Below are 21,620 nucleotides of genomic sequence, written 5' to 3' on the forward strand. Positions count from 1 at the left end.
GAATAATCGCATTATTTCCGCTTCGTCGTCTTGCTTATCCCCCTATGTTTCCTCTACAATATACATTAGGTGACGGTTGTCTGCCGCATCATGAGAGGGGTATATACGTGGATATAAGAGAGGCAGCTTTGAAGCTGCACAGAGACAATCAGGGCAAACTGGCAGTTGCCAGCAAGGTTCCCCTGGCTACAAGGGAAGATCTCAGTCTTGCTTATACACCGGGAGTTGCCGAGCCTTGCAAGGAGATCAAGGCTGACAAGGATTTGTCATTTGCCTTAACCTGCCGCGGCAATATGGTGGCAATTGTCTCGGATGGCACCCGTGTTTTAGGCTTGGGGGATATTGGTCCGGAAGCGGCAATGCCCGTAATGGAAGGCAAAGCGGTGCTGTTTAAAGTATTTGGTGATGTTGATGCCATACCAATCTGCCTTGATACCAAAGATCCTGACAAAATTATTGAAACGGTAAGGCTCTTGCAGCCGACGTTTGCCGGTATTAACCTGGAGGATCTCGCCTCTCCCAAATGCTATGATATTGAAGACCGCTTGAAGGAAATCATGGACATTCCTGTATTCCATGACGATCAGCATGGAACGGCAATAGCTGCCTTGTCGGCTGTTTTGGGAGCGCTCCGTTATGTAAAGAAAGAACTAGCAACAGCAAAGATCGTTGTTAACGGCGCTGGTGCCGCAGGCAGTGCTATTGGCCGCTTGCTGGTCAATGCAGGTGCTGAGAATGTAACGATGGTCGATATCCAGGGAGCTCTTTATGAAGGGATGCCAGGACTTAACCGCGTCCAGGAACAATTAGCCCGCACTACTAATAAAGCGAAGGTGAAAGGGAGCTTTGCGCAAATCGCCAAGGGTGCTGATGTGATCATCGGTGTGTCTGCACCGGGAGCCTTTACTGCCGAAATTATTGCTTCTATGAACGAACCGGTTGTCATTGCCATGGCGAATCCTGTGCCGGAAATCATGTATAATGAGGCAAAAGCTGCCGGAGCGGTAGTGGCGGGGACCGGGCGTTCCGATGCCCCTAATCAGGTCAATAATGTTACGGTATTCCCCGGAGTATTTCGCGGCGCTATGGATGTGCGTGCCCGCCAGATAAACGAAGAAATGAAAATCGCCGCCGCTTATGCAATAGCCGGTTTGGTGGCTGATGATGAACTGCGGGAAGATTTTGTTGTCCCTGATGCATTTGATCCCCGGGTAGCCCCTGCAGTAGCGGCTGCGGTGGCAAAAGCGGCGATTGAAACCGGCGTAGCCCGCATCCAGGTTGATCCGGAGATTATCCGTGCTAAGACTGCTGCCCGTGTAAAACTTGGCAAATAAACCAAAATATCACAAATGCTGCTTGACATAATATAAAACATCTGTTATTATAATATTTGTCTTCAAGAGTGGCCGGAGTAAGCGCTCTGGCCACTAACTTGAAAAAAGATGTTGAAAAATGTGTTGACATTAAAACATCGAATGTGATATAATGATTCTTGTGTTAACGGGGCGTAGCGCAGTTTGGTAGCGCACCTGGCTTGGGACCAGGGGGTCGCAGGTTCGAATCCTGCCGCTCCGACCATTTCAATTTCATAATAATAAAACGTGCGGGTGTAGCTCAATGGTAGAGTCCTAGCCTTCCAAGCTAGCTGCGTGGGTTCGATTCCCATCACCCGCTCCATTTTTATGTTTATATGTCCTGGTAGCTCAGCTGGATAGAGCAACGGCCTTCTAAGCCGTGGGTCAGGGGTTCGAATCCCTTCCAGGACGCCATATGAACCCAGAAGAATAGGGGTCTAGCGATAAATGCTAGGCCTCTTTTTTGTCTTTTATTTGATTTGTCGCCGGCAATGTCGCACATTTTAATCTATCGCAGTTAAATCGGGAGAAAACCCGTTTTTTTATTTATAGGGAAAAAGCGCATTTTATGGTATTATATGTAATAATTACGGTATTTAAAGCGAATAAGATGCTTGAGACCGGACAAAGACTGATTAATAACGTTATCAAGCAAATGTAACTATAAGGAGTGGAATTAATACAGATGAATATAGGGAAAAAAGAAATTAGTTTTATGATAATAGGCGGGATATTAACTTTAACTATTTATATTTTTTTTTACATTGATTGGCGAATCTTGGAAAGAAGTTGATTTCTGGGTAAAAGTTGCTACGATTGTTAATGCTTGTGCAGTACTTGGCGTTATTCTTTTAAGATTTCAAATAAAGGCAGAGCATGAGCGTGGTAGAAGAGAAAAAGCGGTTGATTTGTTATTAGCATGGAATAATTCGGTAAAGAAAGAAACATCATCAGCTAGAAAAGCAGTTGAAAGTTTTTCTTTTGAACAATGCCAAAGCCTGTTTAATCAAGAAGTTTTTAAGGTAAATAAAAAACAACATAAGTTTATATTAGAAATAATGAATAAAGAGGAAAAAAGGGCGTATAAAAAACTAAAAGAGCAAAAGAAGCAAAGGAAACAAGAAAAACAAGAAAAACAAGAGAAGCGGAAAGAAAAGAATAAAGACGAATTCAATGACAAAGAAAATATAACGTTAAGTGAAGGGGAAATTTCTAAACTAAGATGGCTCGTTTTAACTTATTTGAATATGCTTGAATCGATTTTAGTGGCTTGGCAGTATAGCGCTGCAAATAGAAAAATTATTGAAGCAGAATTTTCGTTTTTGTTTAATGATGCCAATGGTTGTAACGCTTTGAGTAACTTCAGAAAGATTTGTGGAGGGCCGTTGGGCTATCCGGCTATTGAGTCTTTCGCTGCTCATATACAATTAGAAAAGCAAAAAAAATTAGTTAATGAAGGTAATGTGGCATAAATACATAAGAGTGATGAGTCAAGATAAACATTGCTCGTTTTTCAGTGTTATTATTAGTATTCTTAGTTATAGACATTCCAGAAAACCTGGAAGATAATGCGTAACTCCTTAGGTCATATGGTGCGGCCGCGTAAATTTAAAGGCCAGTTTCCCGATTTGGGAGACTGGCTTTTTTATGTTCACTATGAGTTTAGCAGATCATGAAAGGGATAGTATGCCCAGCAGCTTTGATTACTGAGTTGTTATTGTTTTTGTGATTTAATAAGTTCGACAATGCCGGATTCCTGAACAGCTTTAGTTAATCCTGTATTCTCATATATCCATTGTTTTTGAGTTTGTTTATCATCTAAATATTCATATTGTAGCCCCATAGACGCAAGTTCTTTTTTGAAGTTTGGATCGGTCAGCATTGATTTTAAACCTTCGACTAGTTTAGCTTTTACATCAGCAGGCATATCTTTAGGTGCAACTAAACCAAGGCGGCTGCCATAATAAAGTTCAAAACCCTGCTCTTTGAAGGTAGGTACATTAGAAAAAACTGGATCAATTAAACGATTAGCATCTGTTACGGCCAGGGTTTTTAACATACCACTTTTGATATATTCTTTTGCTGTACCGGGATTAATAAGTACTACTTGGATATGGCCGCCTAATAAAGCAGTTATTGCCTCTGCTGCGCTGCGGAAGGGAACTTGATCTAGTGTAATGCTGGCCGACTTAGAAAAGGCTTCTCCTACTACATGTGGGATCGAGCCCATGCCACTATGACCAAATTTTAATTCGCCGGGATGTTCTTTGGCGTATTTGACAAGATCAGCAGCAGTTTCCCAAGGTTGATTAGCCTGTACTACCATGATAAACGGAGTCGATGAGATTTGGGCTAATGGCTCTAAAGCAGTTGGATAGTTGTATTTTGAATTACCATAAAGCGGATGTAAAAAAAGTTCGGACGATGAAATACCGATTGTGTAGCCATCCGGAGCAGCAGTGACTAGTTCATTCCAGCCAAGAGCTCCTGCTGAACCGGGTTTATTGAGGATAACCAGGGGTTGACCTAAATGTTTTACCGATGATTTCTCCAGCATTCGAGCTACAACATCTAGAGCGCCGCCAGCGCCAAAGGGGACAATAAAAGTAATTGGCTTATTCGGATATTTTTTGCTCGTAGTTGACTCTTTACTCTGCATGCTTGTACACCCTCCCAGTATAGTCGAAATAACGAATATGCAAGCTACTGTGAATGTAATAACATTTTTTCGCATTTTGTTACCTCCTGGATAATTTAGGATAATTGTGGAATATTATGGAATTTATTATATCGTAGCACATCTTGAGAAAAAAGTAATCATTTGTTTGTATATAATTAGCTGAATCTCCTGGGCATATCTAAGAGAAGCGCAAAGCTCATGCATTCTAAATAAATTCTAAAAAGAAAATTTTACAATATATTTAAATAAGAAATAAAAGGAATTTTATTCCAAATAACGAATAGGGAAAATATGGAAGGTGATTGCGGTGAAAGTTACGAAGGTTGCACCGGTATTTCGTATTCCTTATGTGAACTTACAGGATAAATATCGTGAAGCTGCACGCAATGCCGGCAAAAAAGAGGAACCGTCTTTTGAACGGGTATTCAATCAGGTAATGCAAGAACGGGTGAATGTTACGAGATAATGTATGAAATAGCAGAGAGTGGAAGAGCTGCGGGCTTATGCCTGTGGCTTTTTCATTCTTTTTTTGTTTTAAAATTTAAGGATTTTTTAATAAAAGTATATAAATAATGATGTTCCTGCTATCAAAAATTATTAATTGTTTATCTTTCAAATAAAAAACTAAAAATTGATGTGTAAAATAAGCGTTGTGATGAACCTGTTGTCGCAAAAGGAGGCTTATTTTGTAATGAGGTACATAAGAAAGATAGCACTGCTCAGTGGATTGTGCATGTTTGCTTTAACGGCGATAACCAGTGCCGCTCCGCTGACTATTGATCAGGCTGTTGAAATGGCTCTAAAAAATCATCTGGATATTAAAATTGCTGCCAACGAGGAACAAGAAGCCCGGTATTCGCTGCAAAGCGCCAAAGGCAGCAAGGGTGTGTCTCTTGCCGCTTCCAACAATACATACTTGAAAAAGCCCGGCAGCTCAACAGATGCCAGCAACAGCAGCATGACGCTTACCTTGCCGCTGTACAGCGGCGGCAAGAACGAAGGGAATATTAAGATCGCCGAGACGGATGTGACAAAAGCGGAACTGAATGCAGTCAAGACAAAGCTGGATGTGAAAAGCAACACAATTTCGGATTACTTAACGGTCATTAAAACCCATCAGGCCCAGGCGGTTGCGCAGGAAACGGTCGATAACTATCAACAGCATTTAACCAATGTGAAAGAACAATATAGTGTAGACAATGTGGCCAAAGCCGATGTACTGCGCTCTGAGGTTGAGTTGGCGGATGCGCAGCAAACCTTGCTGCAGGCGCAAAATGCCTATGCCGTAGCTGTTAATACGCTGAAAAAACAATTGCGCTGGAAGGAGGCGGGAGAACTGGAGCTGGTAGAAGAGTTTCAGTATGTGCCTTTTACCATGACGATGGAAGAGTCGGTGGCTTATGCCAAAGCCCATAGCCCGGAACTGAAAAAATACCGTCTTTTAGTTCATTCGGCTGAGCAGAGTGTCTCTGTTGCCAGAGCCGACAGCAAGCCGTTGATTTCGCTCACTTCGGGAATGAGCTGGAGTGATGCCTCCATTGGTGAAAATAGCGAAGATGCCTATGTAGGCTTAACAACCTCGTGGAATTTATTTGACAGTCAGGTAACAAAATCGAAAGTTAAAAAAGCAAAAAGCTCGGTAGATACTGCCCGTCTGGAATTGGAATCGCAGGAGGATGCAATCGAGCTATCGGTCAAGGAATATTATCTTAATATGAAAGAAGCGGAAAAACGGCGGGATACTACCCAGCTGGCGATCAGCAAGGCTAAAGAAGATTATTCGATCGCTGTTGCCAAGTATCGCGTCGGCGAGGGTGTAATTCTGGATGTTATTGATGCACAGCTTGCACTGACAACTGCGCAAAACAACTATATTGCAGCTCAATATGCCTATGCGGATTATAAGGCCAAACTGGAAAATGGTATGGGGATGAATTAACTGGGAGGATACGTCTTATGTGGAAACAGACAAATGCTAAAAAGTGGATCATTATGTTAGTTCTTTTAGCAGGGATAGCCGGCGGCGGCTATGCGTATTATGTGAAAACTGTTCACAATACAGCGGGTGCTGCACAGGAAACCGCAATCGCAGTCAAAGGGGATATTACTTCTGTCGTGTCGGCTACCGGTACTGTCAAACCGGTAGAAGCTGTTGATATTTCCTCAAAGGTTGCCGGTTTGATCAAAGAGTTGAAGGTCAAGGAGAATGATACCGTTAAAGCCGGGCAGGTGCTGGCCATTTTAGAAGACACCACTTTGGAAACGACACTGGCAAAGGCCAAGTACCAGGTGGATAATACCGGTGCCAAGTATCAACGTCTCCAATATTTGCATTCCATTGGCGCAAAATCCGGCGCTGACCTTGAAGATGCCCTGCTAAATTACCAGACAGCGTTGGCAAGCTATGATGCGGCCAAATCCAGCCTGAATGAAACGGTGCTGGTATCGCCGATTGACGGCGTTGTCATGGGTGAACCGGCCACGGTCGGCACACTGGTAACCGCAGGCGTTAATGATCCAACGGTTGTCATGATGATTGGCAATTTGTCAGGAAAGATCATTAAGGTAAAGGTAGATGAGACGGATATTGGCAGGATTAAAGTAGGACAAGAAGCGTCCTTTACGGTAGATGCCTATCAAAACCAAACCTTTTCGGGGCGGGTCAGTAAAATCGGACAGATTTCTACAGCTACAACGACTACTAATACGTCCACCTCTTCGTCTTCGTCATCCTCATCTTCTTCCACCAGCAGTGTCATTTACTATTACGTGACCTTAGAAGCTCAAGACCCGAATAATTTGCTGAAGCCGGAAATGACGGCCCGGGTAACAATTAGCATTGATCAGAAAAAAGATGTGCTGTTAGTACCGCTGTCAGCTTTAAAGACGACCACCGGCGGCCAGTCTGTAACCGTTTTACGGGATAACGGCAAAACTGAGACCGTACCGGTAGCGGTAGGAATAACAAGCGGTGATAAGGTTGAGATCACCCAGGGACTTACAGAAGGCGATAAGCTTGTTATTTCTTACACCAAATCAGAAAACAAAACTACAACGAAACAGAACAATGGTCCACCACCGATGTAGCGGGCAAAGGGGTTGATGAACAGTGGGGATTGTCTTACAGAATGTAACAAAACGCTACCAAATGGGGGAGGAAACGGTTTCTGCACTCGTCGATATCTCCCTTCAGATCAATGATGGCGAATTTGCAGCGATTATGGGCCCTTCAGGCTCAGGGAAATCGACAATGATGAATATCTTGGGCTGCCTGGACCGGCCCAGCAGCGGTTCATATTTATTGGACGGCTATGAAGTAGCTACTCTGAATGATGATGAATTGGCGAAAACCCGGAACAAGCGCATTGGCTTTGTGTTTCAAAATTTTAACCTCCTTTCCCGGGTATCGGCCTGGGACAATGTAGCTTTACCGTTGGTTTATGCCCGGCTACCGGAAAAAGAACGCCTTGAACGAGCCGCCAAGCTGCTGGATATGGTTGGCCTGGCAGCACGGAAAAATCATTTGCCGAATGAATTATCCGGCGGACAGCGTCAAAGAGTGGCAATTGCCAGGGCGCTTGTCAACAATCCCAGCATTATTATGGCAGACGAACCGACAGGCAATCTGGACAGCCGCTCCAGTGTGGATATTATGAATATTTTCAGCTCTTTGCATGAGCAGGGCAGGACGGTTATTCTGGTTACGCATGAACCGGATATTGCTGAATATGCCAAGCGGGTTATAACGGTGCGGGACGGCTTGATCTTAAGTGACCAGACAAAGGAGTCCAATCATGTTTAAAGAAAGCATTACCATAGCTTTGCGTGCGTTGCTCAGCAATAAGATGCGTTCGATCTTAACCATGCTGGGAATTATTATCGGCGTTGGTGCGGTTATTGCCATGGTGTCCGTTGGTCTGGGCGTCCGGGAAAAAGTACAGAATTCCATTGCCAGCCTGGGCAGCAATATGCTGATTGTTACACCGGGAGCCGCTTCCTCGCAAGGGGTGCGGTCTGCTTCCGGCAGCAGTATAACCTTGGTTACAGGTGATGCCGACTATATCCGGAAAACGGTCTCAGGTATTGATTATGTGGCACCTTCTGTCAGCAAACAGTACCAGCTGATTGCCGGCAATCAGAACTGGACAACCACTGTCCAGGGAATAACACCCGATTATATGGCCATTCGCAGCTTGACGGTGGGGAGCGGCAGCTTTGTTACCGATCGGGATATTACGGCCCGCAACCGGATCGCCGTTTTGGGAGCTACCGTTGCGCAGAATCTGTTTGGCAGCGTTAATCCTGTGGGACAAAGCGTCCGGATAAACAATACGCCCTATCAGGTTGTCGGTGTGCTGGACAGCAAGGGTCAGTCGACAATGGGGCAGGATCAGGACGATATTGTTATGATTCCGCTGACGACGGCACAGGAGCGGCTGATCGGCATTAACTATGTCCATTCTATCAATATACAAGTGACCAAAATGGAAGCAATGGATGCCGTCCAGGAAAAGATCACAACGTTATTGCGCCAGCAGCATAAAATTACCGGTACGAAAGAAGACGACTTTACCGTACGCAATCTGACCAGTATCATGGAAATGGCAACAGAAACAACAGGAACCATTACCATGCTGCTTGGCAGCATTGCCGCCATATCGCTGCTTGTCGGCGGTATCGGCATTATGAACATTATGATGGTGTCAGTAACCGAGCGAACCCGGGAAATCGGCATCCGCAAGGCGCTGGGTGCCACCTACCGCGATATTATGCTGCAGTTTTTGCTGGAATCAATCGTTATTGGCCTGATCGGCGGTATTGGCGGAATCTTACTGGGGATTGCTTCTGCCTATGCCATATCGGTGATTGGCGGTTTAAACACAGTAATATCCGTACTCTCCATTCTGGTTTCCTTCGGCTTTTCCGTTGCGATTGGCTTGTTCTTTGGCATTTATCCTGCCAGAAAGGCCGCTTTGCTGGATCCGATCGAAGCCTTGCGGTACGAATAACCATAAAGGAAGAAACTAATAGTTTGGGCTGATAAACGCAGTGATGGTACCTACCATCGCTGTATTTTTTTACCTCTCTAGAACGTATGTTCGATAAAAATCGGCAATTTAAAACGGCTGTCATATGCCGTATCCTCAGTTGCTTCTATTTGTTGTTACATAAGCGGCGGCAATCTCATAAAAGGCATCCGCTTTTTCTTCAATAGGGTGACGGTACTGATCAAGGCCCAGCCAGTACCCCATCAGCGGAGCATCCTCTAAAATATGCTTGATTTCATGAAAAAAAACGCTGCGCAGGGCACAAGGGGTGAGGCATTCATTGGCAACGATGTAATATCTGCCTTTTCTGCTGTGCCAGACGAAAGCATGGATTGCACCGTCCATCAGCAGTACCTTAGTGCGAATGTTGTAAGACCGTAATACTTCCTCAATGTTGCAATCCGGTTCAAAGAGACAGTAGAGCATTTCGTAATTGTGCATAGTTATACCAGCCTTCTGGTCGTATTCTTATAACTTGCAGGAGTGTTGGAGAGGAAGGATCAGCTTTCATCAGACTCTTCCTCTTCAATCATTTTAATAATTGTCATCATTTGCCGAATGGCTTTCGGCGATGCGCTCTTGACTTGCTTTAAGAATAACTGCAGGTCAGGGCGTTTTTTTGTTTCCAGCCAAAAGGCAAGCAGCTCCGGATCTTCATCCAGGGCCTGATCAATCTTGCTCATCGTTTCGGCAGTGAAATCGCCGGTGGTATCGGTGCGGCCAAGCAAAAAGTCGGTCGTCACCTGGAAGAAATCAGCAAGGCTTTGCAAGGTCACAAGATCGGGCTCGCGTGTCCCTTGCTCGTAGTTATTGAGCCTGCCTCTAGTTAAGCCGGTTAAATCGGCCAGTTGTTGTTGGGTTAACCCCCGTGCGCTACGTAACTCGGCAAGCCGTAATGCATACTGCGGTTTGATCATAAGCACACCACCTTGTCTCTATTATAAAAAACAGAACGTATCTAAGCAATAATGGAAACAAAATGTTTCAAAAAGACTTGACTGATACAAAATGTGTCGTTAAAATGATCTTAGATACAAAATGTATCAATAAATGAATCGCATAAATTAAATGAGGTGATCGTATGACAATCCACTATTTTCTCATTAACTATAGGAATTCTGGTAGATATGGCCGTATTGCGGTTGAAGGGGAAAAAGAAGAAATAGAAGTGTATCTGTGCAAATGCAGCAATGATGTTCGCTATATAAAGAGCGGAGAAACAATAAAACGACATGAAAAGGGAAAAAGAAAGCTCGATTGTGGTATTATCCGTGGTTTTTTCTTTGTTGTTGATATGATTAGCAGTCTCCGTACTAAGCGATTAAATTATGCCGCAGATAAAAGGCATAGGGAGGTGTGTTGAAATAGATAAGCTGGAAAAAATACTGAGGGATTTATCAGATGGAATGATTAGTGAGGAAGAATGTATTCATATTCTTCAATTGGAAGCGCATAGTGAAGATAGTAAAGCTGATGCAAAGCAGTATACTTTGCTGATGCGGCGCGGGGCTGTTCTTGTTGAAAGCTATATTGGGATATATGGAAAAATGCCTGATGAAATGCTGATTGAACAAGAGAATTTAAATGAAATGCTTAAGCTTGTTGCGGATATTAAAGCAATATTACTGCCGGAAGAATATAAGCTGCTTTATCTGTGGACCGTGAAGAAGTTTAGCTTTGAGCAAATCGCAAAACGACAAGGTACTTACAAAATGCAAATCCATCGGAGGTTAATGAAAATTCGTAAGAAGCTGTTACAATATGCAGAAAAAAATAAGTATATAGTGAAGGACATCTTAACCTCCCGAGCATCAAAGCAAACAGCAAAGAGTCCCAGCCTGACAGTGGGACTTATTCATGAATATTTACAGCATATAGCTGTAAATGGTCGCTGGAAGATAAGACGTGATGGTCGTAAAGAATTTGTTTCGCAAACTCTTTGTAAGGTGCCCGAGGAATTACATGCTTCATTTAAAGATACCAAAACCTGTTGTCCGATTTGCGGTACGGACTGGGGTGAGGATTTGTGTACGAGGAGGTGAAGAGCATGGGTGTATAACCTCAGAAAGACGAGCCAGAGAATGAGGAGGTGAGTTTTATTACTCCGTTTGAAGTACAGGATAAAATTTTTCGTGAATTTACTCATGATATGGCTTTAATGACCCTAGTGAGTAATCCGGCAGATGACGACAGCAAAAATAAGCGATTCCGTAGAACTGCGGCTATGCCGGTAGCAATTGATGCCGATCAGTTACCATTTCTGAGCTTTGTATTCAGACCGGAAAAACCGGAAGTAGAAAACTATTTTCGCAATAACACCACGCTGGAGATTTGTATCTATGCAGCTACCCGTAATGAAGCAGCTGCAGTGCACAAAGAAGTAACAAGAGTGTTGCAAGCCCGTTTTCCGGACATGCCTATTATCACAGAGGGGCAGAAGCATGCAGATCCCTGGGATGTATTCCAATACAGTATTCGCTATCAACCGCTGGTAAATAACTAGCAGTTATATAAATTAATAATAAAGGATGGATGTAAAAATGGTAATGATGCCTGATTTAATTTTTCATGGAGTTGGCGTTAGTCAATTAGTATTTACCGATGGTTCTTTTGTTAATATCAATAAATCGCAGGATCTGCAGATTGCAGCCACTGTAACCGAGCAGAAAGTAAATGGTGGCGACTCACTCTACTCGCTGCTGACTTTTGCCAGTGAAAAAACTGCAAAGCTGACTATTACAGATGCTGTTTTTAAATTGGAAGGGATTAAAGCAGCTACCGGATCAACTATTACTTCAGGTGCTGAAGTATGGGTAACATCAGATAAGAAAGCAATCGCAACCGGAACTTGCACACTAAACAAAACGGCCAATCTATTGCTGGATACGGTAGTAGCAAATGTAGTCGAAACGGGAGTGACGCTTGTTAAGACTTCCGGTACTCCTGCTGCGAATGAGTTTAAGGTTAGTGCTGCCGGTGTAGTAACTGTTGATACTTCGCTTAATGGTAAAACAGTGGAATTCTCTTACTATTATACAGATGCGAGCGGACAAGCCGTACATCATTTAGAAAATGATATTCCTAAAGTGGCTGAATTCCGGCATACCCTTATTTCCGACCAGATGGATGATGGCAAGCGCTATAAAATTGACATTCGTGCTTATCGCTGTAAAGCAAATGGCGCATATACATATGATGCAAAACGTGGCGCTGCTTTTGCTCCAAAGCTTGAATTTGAAATTTTGGATTCCGGCCGGGCTGATAAACGCGTCGTTTCTTATAATGTTACGGAATATGTAGATTAAGCTAAGGGAGGGGCGTAAGCCCCTCTTTATTCGTTAAGGAGGCAGCTATGGCTGATGTTTATACGGCGTTTGAAGTCATTGTAGACCGCAATGGCAACGAGCATTTCATTTATGCTGCAATGCTTGAGTGGAAAGATAAAATTCGTTACTTTATGAAGAAACTGGATTATCCTGATATATTAGCTTACGATATTTTAAAATCTAAAGTCAATCACGATGGCAGTATTTCCAGGATGTATAGTGAGGAAGGCTATGAGGCGATTCTGGAAATGATTTATCTTGCGGTAAACAAAAAAGAAACCAAGGAAGAAATTCGAGGGTGGCTTGATTTGCGAACGGCAAGACAAATCATTGATGTCTTTCTGGATGTATCACACTACAAAAGAACGGGCAGCAGTGAGCAGGAGAAAGAGCCGGAGTGGAACAGGCTTATTGCCTTTTTAATACAGGAAACATCGTTGACTTTGCAGGATATTAAACAAATGAGTATTCCCGAGATCGAAGCCACTATTGAAGGGATTAATAGGAATAATAAACAGCAGGAAGCTAAAGAACAACTGACCGGTGTTGACGCGATCCAAGCACTACAAAAAATGCAAGGTAAGTTCTAATCAAATCTTTATGGGTTTCGTCATAATCGCTAAAAACAACAGGGAGTTGGTGAAGTTGGCAAATGACAATGATAAAAAAGAAAAAGAAAGATGGGAAAGAATTAGAAAAGAAGCTTCAGAAATAGTATCTGCAATCGTTGTAAAAGGTGAGCAAATCAGAACTAAATGGAAGGCCTTATTAGATGGTTTACTCGAAGATGCTATTAAATCAATATTTAAGGTCGAAAATAATAATCCATCATTCCTGAGCAGACTTTTTGGGATATTTGGTGGTAAAAAGGAAAAGGACACAAAAGAGGAGACCGCAACTCCTGTTAAGTCAGAAAACACTGCTAAAGCTGCCGAACCAGATAAGATAAAGGAGACCGGCAAGTCTGCTGATAAAGATAAGACCACAGAAAGCAGTGGAGAAAAACGCAAATGGGAAAAAATTAGAGAAGAACTTTCAGTGCTAAGTACTGATATATTTGTTAAAGGGGCAAATATAAAAGATAAATGGAAGGTTTTGCTCGATGGGTTAAAAACGGATGCTATTAAATCTTTATTTCGTATTGAAAACAAGGAACCATCTTTGCTGAGCCGGATATTCAAATTATTTGGTTATCATTATGGCGGTGTAGTGACTAAATATCCTCAGCTAATGCATGAGGGCGGAATGGTCAAGCCAGACATTAAGGAAGATGAGGTAATAAGAAAGCTGAAAGTAGGAGAAAGAGTCTTAACAGTCGATTCCAATAAAGCTTTTGAGACTTTTATGAGAAGCGGTACAGATGTTGTACCCTATCTCAAAAATCCTGCTTTAGCAAAAAGTTCGTCAATGAGCCTTCAGGTACAGCAGTCGGAAAAACATATTCAGGAATTGCAGCGGCAGAATGAACTGATGATTCAACAAAATCAGATGATTTTCCAATTAGTTACTGATGGTTCTAACGGACAAACCACTGTTGCTCAGCCGATTGTTATGCAGCAGCAGATGTCGATGGATGAACTCGCAGCCATGCTGAATAAAATGAAGCGTTATGGCTACCGGTACTAATGCGTGGTTACAATGGTGAGACAAGATAACAATTTCATCGGTATTCCATGGAAGTTTAATGGGCGTGATAAGAATAGCGGTGTCGATTGCATAGGACTTTTAGTGGAATTTTATAAAACCCATCAGTGGCAGCCTTCATTTGATGATGGCAAGCTTATTGACAGGGAATGGTTTGTAAAAGAAAAATATCGCATGCTGCGGTATTTTATTAAATACTTTGAGAAGACTCGCAGCATTGCGGCATTAGAATATGGCGATATCGTGCTTTTTGAAGTTTATGGTGAGCATCATACTGGTATATACTTGGAATATGATAAGTTTTTGAGTACATTTCCCCCTAAGAATGCTACTGTAACTTCATATAGTTTTATAGACAGGCTGTCCTATTGGGGACAGTTTTTTGTTTGCGGATTTAAACGTAGGAAAGCGGGTGAATGATCATAGAAACATTTATTTGGAACTATAAAGGTGAATGTGAAAAAGGAACTGAGTTCGCTAATCGTGTGATACAGTTCGAGTCTTCAAAAAAACAAATTCAAAAAATAGCAATGACTCCACAAGTTCAATGGAAGTTTCAGTTAGCAGGCTTGAATGAAGACCGGCTGGAGTTAGAAGCTTTCTTTGACAGACACTACGGAAATGCTGATGCATTTTACTGGACTGACCCGGACGGGGTCCAGCAAACTGTGAGATTTGCGCAAAATAAGCTGCCCATTACCTTGATTAGAGAATTACATGATCCAATTGGCTATAAGGCAGAAATTATCCTGGAGAAGGTGGTATAAATGCAAATACTTCCGGTATCGTTAGCTGCCGAAAAGGAAAAGGATGCCCCTTTTCTAATAACACTGCTCCGGGTGCTGGTACAGCCTCAGCCTTTGTATTTGGCAATAGCTGATCAGGATATATTTTTTGACGGTCAGCATTACACTGCATTTCCCGTGGAAATAGGTGCAAAAAAAACAGGGGTAGACTCTAAGATTGATAATGTGGAATTGACTATCAGCAATGCCGGTGACGAATTTTCGTTAGCCTTATTTCAGTCTTTTGATTTTAGAGGAAAGCAGATACAATTACTGGAAATCGCCTATCCAGCATCAATAACTACAGGTGAGTATCGCTATGTTTTTGTTGGCGATATGGATAGTCCATCCCTAGACTGCGGCAAAGGGGTATTTAAAGTAACCTGCCGGGCGGGGATTCCGACAATTCCTACCGGAAGGACCACGATGCTTTCTTGCAACGCGGTGTTTGCCGATCCTGATGATTGCGGTATGGCAAAAGAGCTAACAAGAGGAATTGTTCAAAGTGGCAGTAATAGTCATACCGTCGTTATTCAACAAATCAAATCAGATGACTACTGGAAGGACGGTCATATCACTGTTGGCTTTGAAACACGGAAAATCAAAAGCAACAGCGGTAATTCAGTTAAGGTTGAATACCCGTTTCTCATTCCTGTTGAGGGCCAGTATGAGATTAGCCGCGGTTGTGATAAAAACCAGTCCACTTGCATTAACCGCTTTAATAATGGAGCTAATTTTTCCGGCTTCGTAGCCATTCCGTGGGAAATGATTATTCGCAGCTGATTTTAGGAAAGGAGGTCGCTTATGGGTAAAAGTAAAGGTAAGATATTATTTAGTATTGCAGGATTCTTTTTGGGAGCCGGTGGAGCAGGGCAAAAACTATTTGGATTAGCAGGGCGCTCGCTACAGGCAGGCTTATACGGTATGAGCATGGCTTCTACGTTATGGTCAATAACGAACCCGATAAAGCCGCCAAGTTATTCTACGGAAACTCCCTTTGATCAATATATGAATGAAGTTTCGTCAGATGCAGTGATTCCTGTCGTATATGGTACACGGAAGGTCGGGGGACTGCAAACATATCACCAGACATCATCGGATAGTAAAACGCTGACTAAAGATGTTTTGCTGGCTGAAGGCGAGATTGCGTCAATATACGGAGCAACGGCTAACAGCTTGCTGATTTCGCAAGGTTCGGTATTTTCCATTCATAATAGCCTTTATGAGGATGCGACTATTGAAATAAGCAACAAGAAGCTGAAGCTGAAAGCCAATGGCACCACAGCGGAAATTGCCCTGCTGGATCAAAATAGTCTTAAATCAGATGGCTCCAATGACTATTCCTGTACCATTTCAAAGCTGATTCAGTATTTGACGGAATATGGTTACAGCAATGGACTTAAAGCAAAAGGATGGGTAATTTCCAACACCGTTCATGTAGAATCGGCACCCAGTAAGATTCTGCAGGTAGCAAATACGACAACTGTAACTGATAGTGAAGGAAATGAAACTATTCTTTATAGCGGGAAGAACTGCTATAACAATCCTATTGCTGTTGAAACGACAGGATTGCCGAGCTGTTCTTATGTTTTCAAAAGCGGTGCAAAAGATCAATTGCCACCTAACAATTATTTGAAGACAGGCAGTTATAAGAACATGGCCTATGTTAGGGCAACGCTAAAGCAGTCCGATCAATTGCAAGGTGGAAACCCGACAATTACGGCCATAGCAAAAGGCAGTAAGGTATGGGTGTATCGCGATAACCGTTGGCAGTTTGAATGGTCTAATAATCCAGCTTGGATTGTACGGGATTATTTATTAAATAAGCGATATGGTTTAGGGCGATGGATCGATGCAACTATGCTGGATGAAGCTGCTTTTCGGGAAGCGGCTGATTATTGTGATCAGCTTATCTCTTTCAAAGATGTTGACGGGAAAATCCGTCAGGAAAAAAGATTGCAGCTTGATATTGCTCTAACGGAAAAGAAGAATGCTATTGAAAATCTACAAGATATGTTTGCTAATATCGGCGGCTTTTTGGTCTTAGCCAACAATAAAATTTCCCTGCGGATTGAAAAGTCAACAGCTGCTTCTTATCATTTTTCCGATGATACAATTGTCCGGGATTCCGTATCTTTTACGCAGACCTCGTTGGAAGATACTCCCAATAAGTATATCATTAAATACATTGATCCGCTGGCTAACTGGACTGCAGTTCCTGTTCTAATCGAAGATACGGTAGAACAGGAAGAACGGGGAAAAATAATTGAAAAAGATATTGAATTAAAGGGGACTATCAGGCAGACGCAAGCTAAACGCATTGGGAATCTAAATAAGAATCTTAATAAGCTATGCAGTTTGATTATTGAATTTAGCACCGGCACCTACGCAGCTCATTTAGAGCCTGGTGATGTTGTTACTGTTTCTTACCGGAACTATTTCAGTGATAAGCCCTTTCGTATTGTAGAAATACAGGAGCAAAAGGGCGTTTATGAAATAAAGGCCAGGGAATACAATGAAAGTGTATACGATGATGATTATTTAGCTGAGATTGAAGTCAAAAATTATACGAATTTACCTAATGCATTGACAGATACTATTCCAGACGTGTCTGAAATTCAATTGACGCAGACTTTTTATAAACAAAGGGATGGAACTATTGTATCCGATATAGCCGGCGCTTGTACGCTGCCTAACTATCCTTACTTAAACAAGGTAGCAGTGTATTATTCGATCGACAACGGCAACACGTGGGTATTTTATGGAGACACGGCAAATGAGCATTTTGTTATTCATAATGCGAGAACGATGACGGCATATTTAGTGAAGCTTGTTGTGGAAAATAGTGTGGGCCGTAGATCGGAAGGGGCTATCTCCCAGTCTATCTTTGTAACCGGTAAGGATAATCCCCCTGCTAATGTGACTGGACTTTCGGCTGCCATCGATCCTCTCGACTGTACAAAAGTAAATTTGAAGTGGGATAAGGCAGAAGATGTAGACTTGAACCGCTACAGTCTTCGATATGGACCTGTCTGGGAAAGCGGCACCGTTATTAGTGATACCGTGTTCGATAATCAATATACCTTCGCTATGCCGGCAAGCGGTACGTATAATTTCCTGGTGTGTGCGGCAGATAACAGTAATAACTACTCTAGTACTCCGGCAAGTGTTTTAATAACGCAAAAAGTTGAGCCTGCCGATGTGGCCGGCTTTTCTATAGCAGTCCAGGAGACTGATCGAAGTCGCCTGTTGTTAACTTGGGAGCCTAATAGTGAAAAAGATATTTCTTATTATGAGATTAGGCAAGGAGCTAATTGGACTATTGCGCAAATTATTGCTACTCAGCTAAAAGCTACATCTTTCTTATATCAGTTATCAGCAGAAGGCAGTCAGACGTACCTGATAAAAGCAGTTAATTTAGCTGGTCATTCCAGTGCCAATGCTGCAGTACAAATCAAACAAGTGATATTGCGGCCCGACGCACCGGCAAACCTGGCAGCTATTCAGGATATTAGAGACAGCAGTATACTAAAACTGACCTGGTCAGCCTCGCCTGGTAAAGACATTGATAGTTATGAGATTCGCCGTGGAACTATTTGGGATATGGCAGAGCAGATTGATATTACACGGGAGACTTCTTACCGGTATGCAATAGCGGAAAGCGGCAGTTTTACCATCATGATTCGGGCAAAGACAGTTGCCGGTTATTTATCGAATGTGGCTAATCTGTTTGTATCGGCAATGGTAGAAGCAGACGATGTTAGTGGCTTTACAGCTGTACAGAGCATGGCGGACAGGACGAAGATCAGACTAATGTGGGATAATCCGATCAGCTTAGATGTGGCATACCATGAGATTCGTGAAGGAGTTAGTTGGGATGCCGGAACAATAATTAACAAGCGTGTTACCGGAACATTTTACGAAACGACTATTTCTAAAGAAGGAGAACATATCTACTGGATTAAGGCAGTTACGGTAGCCGGCAGGTACAGTAGAAATGCCGTTCAGTATGATGGCATCTTTAGTCTGCGCCCGAAGGCAGTGACTAATATTCAATTGATGCAGGACATCAATGACAAATCACTGGTCAATATTACCTACGAGGCCACACCGGAAAGTGATTTAGCAAACTATGAATTGCGGGTAGGATACGTCTGGGAAGATGCGGTGAAAATCGGTGAAACCAAAGAAATTCACTGGACATACCGGCCGGAGAAAACTGGAGATGTAAAAATAATGGTCAAAGCACTAAATGCTGCCGGTTATTATTCCGATGAGGCAAGTGCCCGCTTATATGTGACCTTGGAGCCAGCCAATGTAAGCGGATTCCGGATTTTTCAGAACGGCGAAAGGTTAGCATTCGTCTGGGATAAAGTACCTGAAAATGATGTGGTAGGGTATGAGTTGCGGGAAGGTAGTAATTTTGACAATGGTGTAGTTATTGCAACCGGTATTACACTAACTCAATACCAGCTTACTGTAGATACGGAAATATTGCGCAGATTTCACATTAAAGCAATGAATCGCAGTGGCTGCTATAGCCGCTTGGCAGCAACAGCAACTATCGCCGTAACGGATTTGCCTCCAAAAAACGTTATTGAGACATTTGATGAGATTGAGTTACAAACAGGGGAGCATACAGGAACCGAGTTCGGACCTTCTTTGATTACCTTTGCCACATTGCCAGGGCGCTTTAGTGACTATCCAGACACCAAGTTTTCGGATATCGGTGGTGCAACTGTACTAACGCTTGCAAAAAAGAATGGACATTATCAGGAAACGGGTACTTATACATGCGCCCGGAAGGATATCGGGCAAGTTATTACGGCGAATATTAGTTCTGTATTTCAGCCAAGTGTTCTATATGCCGCAGGTACGGCAGCCGGATTGGAATACCGGTTGTCGCGGGATAACATAACTTGGACAGACTGGCAGCCTTTTCAGCCATTAGAGGCAACTTTTCGCTATGCCGATTTCCGGGTTGTTTTAGTAACGCAGGATACAACGAAAACTCCGGAAGTTAATCAATTGATAATCCGTATGGATGTACCAGATAAGGATATTGCTAGAACTGTTACCGTACCTGTAGGCGGAATTACTGCATCTTATGGTTATACGTTTTATGAAGTGCCTGTTGTAACTCCTACTGCTGAGGGAATAAGCAGTAGAGCTACCTGGTCAGCAAAAACTAAGTCGGATGTGAGGTTACAGGTGTTCAGCACGGTAACGGGCACCGATACAGGTGGTATAGTAGATTTGCGGGTAAAGGGCTATTAAAAAGTAGCCCTTTTTTATTTTAAGGAGTGAAGATTATGGCATATACAGGACTGAAACCGGCAGATACTCAAACGCTTGCCCAAGGACCCGCGGATATCCGTAATGAGCTAGAAGGACTCGTTACAGGACAAGTTGTTGATGCTGGACTATTAAACGGGATAGCTGCCGGTAACGCAGCCGGTAAAATACCGATTTCTAATGGAATGCTTAATATAAATTTAAATGCCGACAAGGTCGATGGAATGGACGCAAGTGCTTTTGCTGCTGCCGGACATACTCATAATGCGGCAACTACGGAAATCAGTGGGTTTATGAGTACTACTGATAAGTCGAAGCTTGATGGCATTGCCACTGGTGCTCAAGTAAATCAAAATACCTTCAGCAATGTACGAGTGGGCAGTACAACCATCCAAGCAGATAGTGCAGCTGACACACTGGAATTATTGGCGGGGAATAATATTGCGTTAACGCCGGATGCAACGAATGACAGAGTGACAATAGCCGTGACCGGTAAGGTTGCTAATGCCGCAATCGCCGATACAGCAGCTGCTTGTACCGGAAATGCGGCAACAGCCACGATGGCAAGTTTATGTACAGGTAATGCAGCTACTGCAACTAAGTTAGCAACTGCTAGAACGATAACAATAAGCGGCAAAGCGGCGGGAACAGCAACAGCTTTTGATGGGAACAGCAACATCACGATACCTATTACAGCGATTACTGCGGATACTTGTACCGGCAATGCAGCTACTGCTTCTTCAGCAGTGATATGTACTGGTAATGCAGCAACGGCAACGAGACTTGCATCAAGTAGAAACATATCATTAGCAGGTGATGTGACAGGGGGTGCCTCCTTCGATGGTTCTGCCAATATTGTTATATCGGCCACTGTTGCTGATGATAGTCATAAGCATACTGCAAATACGCTGGATATTAAGAATGACTGGTGGCAATTTGTCAATAAAGTGACGATTGGTGCCGATACGGCATCCTTTACTATTTCCGAATTGGATATGGCTAGTAAAGAATATATGTTCCAAATTGATACTTTAGGATGTGCGTATGCGTCAACAGGAGGATATTACTTATATGTTTATCCGAATACAACGACACAAACAAATACCTCTGATTATGGATATGTTGCTACTTCGGGAAAAGGAGAAGGTAATCGATACACGTTAATATGTGGTACATTGTACAATTCGGAGTATCCACCAGAAAATAAGAGCATTAGCAGAAGAACAATTTGCGCCTGGGTAACGAAAGATAATTATGCACAAATGCAATTAATGCCAACCTTTGATTCTTATTACGGTTTTACAAATGCTATTTATATGTCAGCAAATCAAATTACGGCCTCCGCTTGGAATTCTGTTACATTTTATAGCACAAACGGTGGCAGCAATGCTGCTTTAGTAGTAGGAATTCGTTCAGGCACGGTTTGCAGGGTTTATTCCAGGCCAGGAAATTAGTAAAGAAAAATAATAGGTACAAGTGCTTTACAG

Annotated in this window: 21 protein-coding genes and 3 tRNA genes; 21 read left to right on the forward strand and 3 right to left on the reverse strand. The window is 42.8% G+C overall.

Annotated elements, in window-relative coordinates; translation table 11 throughout:
• The first annotated feature begins 107 nt into the window (after positions 1 to 107).
• The 5 genes from EV210_RS05945 to EV210_RS05965 all read left to right on the forward strand — a co-directional run bounded on the left by EV210_RS05945 (position 108) and on the right by EV210_RS05965 (position 2,827).
• Positions 108 to 1,334, forward strand: coding sequence for an NAD(P)-dependent malic enzyme (locus tag EV210_RS05945; protein WP_132077044.1), 1,227 nt, complete (start codon positions 108 to 110; stop codon positions 1,332 to 1,334).
• A 167-nt stretch (positions 1,335 to 1,501) separates the two neighbouring features.
• Positions 1,502 to 1,578, forward strand: a tRNA-Pro gene (locus tag EV210_RS05950).
• Between the two features lie 25 nt (positions 1,579 to 1,603).
• Positions 1,604 to 1,677, forward strand: a tRNA-Gly gene (locus EV210_RS05955).
• A 15-nt stretch (positions 1,678 to 1,692) separates the two neighbouring features.
• A tRNA-Arg gene (locus EV210_RS05960) sits at positions 1,693 to 1,769 on the forward strand.
• Between the two features lie 350 nt (positions 1,770 to 2,119).
• Positions 2,120 to 2,827: a hypothetical protein gene (locus EV210_RS05965; protein ID WP_132077048.1), complete on the forward strand. Its 708-nt coding sequence runs from the start codon at positions 2,120 to 2,122 to the stop codon at positions 2,825 to 2,827.
• Positions 2,828 to 3,069: 242 nt separating this feature from the next.
• Here EV210_RS05965 and EV210_RS05970 read toward each other — a convergent pair whose 3' ends face one another.
• Complete coding sequence (locus EV210_RS05970; RefSeq protein WP_132077050.1) at positions 3,070 to 4,014, reverse strand: tripartite tricarboxylate transporter substrate binding protein; 945 nt, start codon at positions 4,012 to 4,014, stop codon at positions 3,070 to 3,072.
• A gap of 328 nt (positions 4,015 to 4,342) precedes the next feature.
• Here EV210_RS05970 and EV210_RS22525 point away from each other — a divergent pair, with 328 nt between their 5' ends.
• The 5 genes from EV210_RS22525 to EV210_RS05990 all read left to right on the forward strand — a co-directional run bounded on the left by EV210_RS22525 (position 4,343) and on the right by EV210_RS05990 (position 9,044).
• Positions 4,343 to 4,501, forward strand: a complete 159-nt coding sequence (locus EV210_RS22525) for a hypothetical protein (RefSeq protein ID WP_165898802.1) — start codon at positions 4,343 to 4,345, stop codon at positions 4,499 to 4,501.
• 225 nt (positions 4,502 to 4,726) lie between these two features.
• On the forward strand, positions 4,727 to 5,974 hold the full coding sequence (locus tag EV210_RS05975) for a TolC family protein (protein ID WP_165898803.1): 1,248 nt from the start codon (positions 4,727 to 4,729) through the stop codon (positions 5,972 to 5,974).
• A gap of 17 nt (positions 5,975 to 5,991) precedes the next feature.
• Positions 5,992 to 7,122, forward strand: coding sequence for an efflux RND transporter periplasmic adaptor subunit (locus EV210_RS05980; protein ID WP_132077056.1), 1,131 nt, complete (start codon positions 5,992 to 5,994; stop codon positions 7,120 to 7,122).
• A gap of 22 nt (positions 7,123 to 7,144) precedes the next feature.
• Positions 7,145 to 7,837: an ABC transporter ATP-binding protein gene (locus EV210_RS05985; RefSeq protein ID WP_132077060.1), complete on the forward strand. Its 693-nt coding sequence runs from the start codon at positions 7,145 to 7,147 to the stop codon at positions 7,835 to 7,837.
• Complete coding sequence (locus tag EV210_RS05990) at positions 7,830 to 9,044, forward strand: ABC transporter permease (protein ID WP_132077063.1); 1,215 nt, start codon at positions 7,830 to 7,832, stop codon at positions 9,042 to 9,044. The genes EV210_RS05985 and EV210_RS05990 overlap by 8 nt, the downstream gene beginning before the upstream one ends.
• 135 nt (positions 9,045 to 9,179) lie before the next feature.
• Here EV210_RS05990 and EV210_RS05995 read toward each other — a convergent pair whose 3' ends face one another.
• Both EV210_RS05995 and EV210_RS06000 read right to left on the reverse strand, forming a co-directional pair.
• Positions 9,180 to 9,524 (reverse strand): hypothetical protein, encoded by a 345-nt coding sequence (locus EV210_RS05995; RefSeq protein WP_132077066.1) that lies wholly within the window; start codon positions 9,522 to 9,524, stop codon positions 9,180 to 9,182.
• Positions 9,525 to 9,583: 59 nt separating this feature from the next.
• Complete coding sequence (locus EV210_RS06000; protein ID WP_132077069.1) at positions 9,584 to 10,000, reverse strand: helix-turn-helix domain-containing protein; 417 nt, start codon at positions 9,998 to 10,000, stop codon at positions 9,584 to 9,586.
• Between the two features lie 164 nt (positions 10,001 to 10,164).
• Between EV210_RS06000 and EV210_RS06005 the strand changes: the two genes are divergently transcribed.
• The 11 genes from EV210_RS06005 to EV210_RS06055 are packed head-to-tail and all read left to right on the forward strand — an operon-like array spanning position 10,165 to position 21,587.
• The gene (locus tag EV210_RS06005; RefSeq protein WP_132077072.1) at positions 10,165 to 10,446 is read left to right on the forward strand and encodes a hypothetical protein; all 282 of its coding nucleotides are present in this window, start codon (positions 10,165 to 10,167) and stop codon (positions 10,444 to 10,446) included.
• A complete protein-coding gene (locus EV210_RS06010) occupies positions 10,412 to 11,125 on the forward strand; it encodes a sigma-70 RNA polymerase sigma factor region 4 domain-containing protein (protein WP_132077075.1) in 714 nt (237 codons plus the stop codon). The genes EV210_RS06005 and EV210_RS06010 overlap by 35 nt, the downstream gene beginning before the upstream one ends.
• Positions 11,126 to 11,172: 47 nt before the next feature.
• Positions 11,173 to 11,586 carry a hypothetical protein gene (locus EV210_RS06015; protein ID WP_132077078.1) on the forward strand — a complete coding sequence of 138 codons (414 nt, stop codon included), beginning with the start codon at positions 11,173 to 11,175 and terminating at the stop codon, positions 11,584 to 11,586.
• A 37-nt stretch (positions 11,587 to 11,623) separates the two neighbouring features.
• The gene (locus EV210_RS06020; protein ID WP_132077081.1) at positions 11,624 to 12,388 is read left to right on the forward strand and encodes a hypothetical protein; all 765 of its coding nucleotides are present in this window, start codon (positions 11,624 to 11,626) and stop codon (positions 12,386 to 12,388) included.
• 47 nt (positions 12,389 to 12,435) lie between these two features.
• Positions 12,436 to 12,999: a hypothetical protein gene (locus EV210_RS06025; RefSeq protein ID WP_132077084.1), complete on the forward strand. Its 564-nt coding sequence runs from the start codon at positions 12,436 to 12,438 to the stop codon at positions 12,997 to 12,999.
• A gap of 55 nt (positions 13,000 to 13,054) precedes the next feature.
• Positions 13,055 to 14,035, forward strand: a complete 981-nt coding sequence (locus EV210_RS06030; RefSeq protein WP_132077087.1) for a hypothetical protein — start codon at positions 13,055 to 13,057, stop codon at positions 14,033 to 14,035.
• Between the two features lie 12 nt (positions 14,036 to 14,047).
• Entirely contained in the window at positions 14,048 to 14,473 is a 426-nt protein-coding gene (locus EV210_RS06035) for an NlpC/P60 family protein (protein ID WP_132077089.1), read from the forward strand.
• Positions 14,470 to 14,820 carry a phage tail protein gene (locus tag EV210_RS06040; protein WP_132077092.1) on the forward strand — a complete coding sequence of 117 codons (351 nt, stop codon included), beginning with the start codon at positions 14,470 to 14,472 and terminating at the stop codon, positions 14,818 to 14,820. Before EV210_RS06035 ends, EV210_RS06040 begins: the two co-directional genes overlap by 4 nt.
• The gene (locus tag EV210_RS06045; protein ID WP_132077095.1) at positions 14,821 to 15,621 is read left to right on the forward strand and encodes a phage BR0599 family protein; all 801 of its coding nucleotides are present in this window, start codon (positions 14,821 to 14,823) and stop codon (positions 15,619 to 15,621) included.
• 21 nt (positions 15,622 to 15,642) lie between these two features.
• On the forward strand, positions 15,643 to 20,115 hold the full coding sequence (locus tag EV210_RS06050) for a phage tail protein (protein ID WP_132077098.1): 4,473 nt from the start codon (positions 15,643 to 15,645) through the stop codon (positions 20,113 to 20,115).
• A 35-nt stretch (positions 20,116 to 20,150) separates the two neighbouring features.
• A complete protein-coding gene (locus EV210_RS06055) occupies positions 20,151 to 21,587 on the forward strand; it encodes a hypothetical protein (protein WP_132077101.1) in 1,437 nt (478 codons plus the stop codon).
• Positions 21,588 to 21,620 lie beyond the last annotated feature (33 nt).

This window comes from Anaerospora hongkongensis (assembly GCF_004339805.1).
GTDB lineage: Bacteria > Bacillota > Negativicutes > Sporomusales > DSM-15969 > Anaerospora > Anaerospora hongkongensis.

What these genes read in the sequence shown, in the direction of transcription:
- EV210_RS05970 (WP_132077050.1), bottom strand. Translation starts at nt 4,014, where the DNA reads ATGCAGAGTAAAGAGTCAACTACGAGCAAAAAATATCCGAATAAGCCA.
- EV210_RS05975 (WP_165898803.1), top strand. Translation starts at nt 4,727, where the DNA reads ATGAGGTACATAAGAAAGATAGCACTGCTCAGTGGATTGTGCATGTTT.
- EV210_RS05980 (WP_132077056.1), top strand. Translation starts at nt 5,992, where the DNA reads ATGTGGAAACAGACAAATGCTAAAAAGTGGATCATTATGTTAGTTCTT.
- EV210_RS05990 (WP_132077063.1), top strand. Translation starts at nt 7,830, where the DNA reads ATGTTTAAAGAAAGCATTACCATAGCTTTGCGTGCGTTGCTCAGCAAT.
- EV210_RS05995 (WP_132077066.1), bottom strand. Translation starts at nt 9,524, where the DNA reads ATGCACAATTACGAAATGCTCTACTGTCTCTTTGAACCGGATTGCAAC.
- EV210_RS06000 (WP_132077069.1), bottom strand. Translation starts at nt 10,000, where the DNA reads ATGATCAAACCGCAGTATGCATTACGGCTTGCCGAGTTACGTAGCGCA.
- EV210_RS06005 (WP_132077072.1), top strand. Translation starts at nt 10,165, where the DNA reads ATGACAATCCACTATTTTCTCATTAACTATAGGAATTCTGGTAGATAT.
- EV210_RS06010 (WP_132077075.1), top strand. Translation starts at nt 10,412, where the DNA reads ATGCCGCAGATAAAAGGCATAGGGAGGTGTGTTGAAATAGATAAGCTG.
- EV210_RS06020 (WP_132077081.1), top strand. Translation starts at nt 11,624, where the DNA reads ATGGTAATGATGCCTGATTTAATTTTTCATGGAGTTGGCGTTAGTCAA.
- EV210_RS06025 (WP_132077084.1), top strand. Translation starts at nt 12,436, where the DNA reads ATGGCTGATGTTTATACGGCGTTTGAAGTCATTGTAGACCGCAATGGC.
- EV210_RS06035 (WP_132077089.1), top strand. Translation starts at nt 14,048, where the DNA reads ATGGTGAGACAAGATAACAATTTCATCGGTATTCCATGGAAGTTTAAT.
- EV210_RS06040 (WP_132077092.1), top strand. Translation starts at nt 14,470, where the DNA reads ATGATCATAGAAACATTTATTTGGAACTATAAAGGTGAATGTGAAAAA.
- EV210_RS06045 (WP_132077095.1), top strand. Translation starts at nt 14,821, where the DNA reads ATGCAAATACTTCCGGTATCGTTAGCTGCCGAAAAGGAAAAGGATGCC.
- EV210_RS06050 (WP_132077098.1), top strand. Translation starts at nt 15,643, where the DNA reads ATGGGTAAAAGTAAAGGTAAGATATTATTTAGTATTGCAGGATTCTTT.
- EV210_RS06055 (WP_132077101.1), top strand. Translation starts at nt 20,151, where the DNA reads ATGGCATATACAGGACTGAAACCGGCAGATACTCAAACGCTTGCCCAA.